Source organism: Dietzia sp. UBA5065 (assembly GCA_002415925.1).
Taxonomy (GTDB): Bacteria; Actinomycetota; Actinomycetes; order Mycobacteriales; family Mycobacteriaceae; genus Dietzia.
In genome coordinates this window covers 594-4,551 of the sequence record DIAZ01000102.1, presented here as the reverse complement: position 1 = coordinate 4,551, position 3,958 = coordinate 594, and the positions used below count along the sequence as shown (strand labels likewise).

Annotated in this window: 4 protein-coding genes; all 4 read left to right on the top strand. The window is 69.8% G+C overall.

Annotated elements, in window-relative coordinates:
* The first annotated feature begins 14 nt into the window (after positions 1 to 14).
* A complete protein-coding gene (locus B4M60_RS07770) occupies positions 15 to 1,097 on the top strand; it encodes an S-(hydroxymethyl)mycothiol dehydrogenase (RefSeq protein WP_291081948.1) in 1,083 nt (360 codons plus the stop codon).
* Positions 1,094 to 1,735, top strand: coding sequence for an MBL fold metallo-hydrolase (locus B4M60_RS07765; RefSeq protein ID WP_291081946.1), 642 nt, complete (start codon positions 1,094 to 1,096; stop codon positions 1,733 to 1,735). Before B4M60_RS07770 ends, B4M60_RS07765 begins: the two co-directional genes overlap by 4 nt.
* Before the next feature lie 10 nt (positions 1,736 to 1,745).
* Positions 1,746 to 2,081 (top strand): hypothetical protein, encoded by a 336-nt coding sequence (locus B4M60_RS07760; protein ID WP_291081945.1) that lies wholly within the window; start codon positions 1,746 to 1,748, stop codon positions 2,079 to 2,081.
* 712 nt (positions 2,082 to 2,793) lie between these two features.
* Positions 2,794 to 3,958: cysteine--tRNA ligase (gene cysS, locus B4M60_RS07755; RefSeq protein WP_291081944.1), on the top strand; the 1,165-nt coding region annotated here is incomplete at its 3' end.

Here is a 3,958-nt window from a genome sequence, read left to right as displayed (position 1 = left end):
CAGGAGGGCCAGGTATGCCGCAGACCGTCAAGGGCGTCATCGCACGCGCCAAGGGTGCGCCGGTCGAGCTGGTCGACGTCATCGTCCCGGACCCCGGTCCCGGCGAGGCCGTCGTCGCCATACAGGCGTGCGGTGTCTGCCACACCGACCTGCACTACCGCGAGGGCGGCATCAACGACAGCTTCCCGTTCCTTCTGGGACACGAGGCAGCGGGGGTTGTCGAGGCGGTTGGGGCGGGGGTGAGCGAGGTCGCCCCGGGTGACTTCGTCATCCTCAACTGGCGCGCGGTCTGTGGTGCGTGCCGGGCCTGCCTCAAGGGCAAGCCGTGGTACTGCTTCGCCACGCACAACGCGAAGCAGAAGATGACCCTCACCGACGGGACCGAGCTCTCCCCGGCCCTCGGCATCGGGGCGTTCATCGAGAAGACCCTCGTCGCTGCTGGTCAGTGCACGAAGGTACCCGCCGCCGACGCGGCAGCTGTTGGCCTGCTCGGATGCGGCGTCATGGCCGGATTCGGCGCAGCCGTCAACACGGGGGGCGTCGGACGCGGGGACTCCATCGCGGTGATCGGCTGCGGTGGGGTCGGCAATGCCGCGATCGCGGGAGCGGTCGTGGCTGGGGCGACGACGGTGATCGCCGTCGACGTCGACGACCGGAAGCTGGAGATGGCGCGGGCGTTCGGGGCGACGCACACGATCAACTCTGCGGCAGGGGACCCGGTCCAGGGCATCCGTGCCCTCACCGGAGGCCACGGTGCCGATGTCGTCGTCGAGGCGGTGGGACGACCTGAGACGTACGAGCAGGCGTTCTACGCTCGCGACCTCGCCGGCACCGTGGTCCTCGTTGGTGTCCCCACCCCGGACAAGCAGGTGACCCTGCCGATGATCGAGATCTTCGGCCGCGGCGGCTCCCTGAAGTCCTCCTGGTATGGCGACTGCCTGCCGTCACGGGACTTCCCGATGCTCGTCGACCTCTACCGTCAGGGCCGCTTCCCGCTCGAGTCCTTCGTCTCGGAGCGGATCGGACTCGGTGACGTCGAGGCCGCCTTCGAGAAGATGCACCGTGGCGAGGTGCTGCGGTCGGTGGTCGAGCTGTGAGGACCTCCTTGGGTGGCGTCCGGGTCGGCCATCTGGTCACCTCGGGCACCTTCAGCCTCGACGGCGGCACCTGGGAGGTCGACAACAACGTCTGGATCATCGGCAACGAGCAGGAGTGCCTCGTCTTCGACGCCCCGCACGAGGCGGGGCCGATCCTCGAGGCGATCGGGGACCGCCGCCTCGTCGCGGTGGTCTGCACGCACGCGCACGACGACCACATCACGGCCGCTCGAGAGCTGACCCGCGCGACCGGGGCACCGGCATACCTTCATCCAGCGGACCGGGTCCTCTGGGACCGGGTCTACGACACCCCACCCGAGCGTGAGCTGGCCGATGGCGACACCCTTCGGGTCGGCGACGTCGACCTGCACGTCCTCCACACGCCGGGTCATGCGCCGGGGGCGTGCTGCTTCTACTCGCCCGACCTGGAGGTCGTCTTCAGCGGGGACACGCTCTTCCAGGGTGGGCCGGGGGCGACCGGGCGGTCGTTCAGCGACTTCGGGACGATCGTGGCGTCGATCTCCACCCGGCTGCTGACCCTGCCCCCGCAGACGCGGGTCCTCACCGGTCACGGCGACGCCACGACGATCGGGGCCGAGGCGCCGCACCTGCAGGAGTGGCTGGACCGCGGGCACTAGGTTTCTCCCTATGAGGCTTCCCCCGGTGTCCGACGCGCGCCGCCGCCGGGACCGTCTGGTCGGCTATAGCACCTACGCAGCCACCCTGCTCGTCTCGCTCCCGCTCGGAGCGATCACGCTCGCTCGGGCGCTGAACAACCCCAAGGACGCGTCGCTGATGCAGCTCGGCATCTCGATCGTCCTGATCGGCATCTTCCTCGCCCTGGTTTGGACGCCCTTCATCATGCTGTGGCGCCGGAACAAGCCCCGCCCGCGGCTCGCGTTCACGGCGTTCACCGGGCTGGCCATGACGCTGCTGAGCTACCTGGTCGGAACCTTCGTCGCTCTCCGTGGCATCACCGGCTGACCCCTTCTCTGCTCCGGATCTCGGCGCAGCTCCTCTCTGCTCCGGATCTCGGCGCATAACCCTTTTGCTCCGGATCTTGGCGCAACACCCCCGTGCTCCGGTTCTCGACGCAGCGAGACGCCCCGGCGTCAGCCCCTCGGGCCCGGCCGTCCTGCGTTGGTCGGCGAAATGTCGGGTATGTCGGGCGTGAGGTCGACCAAGGCATGTTCCGAGGATTCGGTGGTCGGGGCCCAGGTCGGTCTCCGGGGTGTCCCGCACACATTGGGTGGTGAATTGTCGGGTGTGTCGGGCCGGATCCCGAACAAGGCATGTCGCGGAGGTTCCGTCCGATGACGACGTTGCGCTGCGTCACGGGGTGGAGCACGGCATAGGGGCCAGAGAGATGAGGGCGTTCTGCGGGTGCGGTGTTGCGCTGCGTCGCAGGGGGGAGCACGGCATAGGGGCCCGATATATGAGGGCGTTCTGGGGGTGCGGAGCTGCGCTGCGCCACAGGGCGAGCACGCCATAGGGGCCGGGAGGGATCCCGGACCTCCACCCGCGGAATCTCGGGGACAAGGATGGCGCCGACACCGACGGCCGCACCCCTCGGCGTCGGCCTCCCGCACCCCTCGGCGCCGGCCCCCGCACCCCCGGCGTCCCGCACCCCTCGCCGCAGGCGTCCCGCATCGCTTCGCGTCGGCAGCCCGCATGCCCGGGCCGGTAAACTCGCCGGGTGAGCCTGCGCCTGTTCGACACTGCCACCCGCGAGGTCCGGGACTTCGTCCCGCTCACCCCTGGCAAGGTCGGGATGTACATCTGCGGTCTGACCACGCAGGGCGCCCCGCACATCGGCCACATCAGGTTCGCGGTCGCCTTCGACGTGCTACGCAGGTGGCTTGAGCGCGGTCACGGGTACGACGTCACCCTGATCCGCAATGTCACCGATATCGACGACAAGATCCTCGTCAAGGCGGCGGCGACGGGCACCCCCTGGTACGTCATCTCCTACACCAACGAGCGCGCGACCACCGCGGCCCTCGATGCGCTCGGCGTCCTCCCGGCCACCTATGAGCCCCGCGCCACCGGTCACGTCCCCGAGATGGTCCAGCTCATGGACACCTTGGTCGACAAGGGCCACGCGTATGCCGCCGCAGACGGCTCGGGCGACGTCTACTTCGACGTCAAGTCCTGGCCGGCATACGGCGAGCTCTCCCGGCAGGCGCTCGATGACATGGCCCCGGCAGAGGACGCCGACCCGCGCGGGAAGCGCGACCCGCGCGACTTCGCCCTGTGGAAGGGACGCAAGGCGAGTGAGCCGACGACCGCCTCCTGGCCGACCCCGTATGGCGCTGGGCGCCCCGGCTGGCACCTCGAGTGCTCGGCGATGGCGCGCAAGTACCTCGGCGACACCTTCGACATCCACGGCGGCGGCATCGACCTGCGCTTCCCGCACCACGAGAACGAACAGGCCCAGTCCCGCGCGGCCGGACTCGGGTTCGCCAACTACTGGCTCCACAACGCCTGGGTGACCGTGCGCGGCGAGAAGATGGGCAAGTCCCTCGGCAACGCCCTCGAGATGGACCGGGTCTTCGCGGTGGCCCGGCCGCTCGCTGTGCGCTACTACCTCACCGCCGCCCACTACCGCTCGATGATCGAGTACCACGAGGGCTCCCTCGCGGAGGCTTCGGCCGCGGTGGACCGCATCGAGGGCTTCCTCCGACGGGCCCTCGGGTCTCGAACGCAGGAGGCGCTTGCGGGCCTCGACGCCGTGAGCATCCCGGCGGACTTCCGCGCGGCCATGGACGACGACCTGGGCGTCTCCGGGGCGCTGGCCGTCGTCCACGAGGCGATCCGCGACGGGAACGTGGCTCTCGACGAGGACGAGCGTGACCAGGCTT

Excerpts from the sequence above, each read along its gene's own strand:
- B4M60_RS07770 (WP_291081948.1), top strand. The coding sequence starts at position 15 with ATGCCGCAGACCGTCAAGGGCGTCATCGCACGCGCCAAGGGTGCGCCG.
- B4M60_RS07760 (WP_291081945.1), top strand. The coding sequence starts at position 1,746 with ATGAGGCTTCCCCCGGTGTCCGACGCGCGCCGCCGCCGGGACCGTCTG.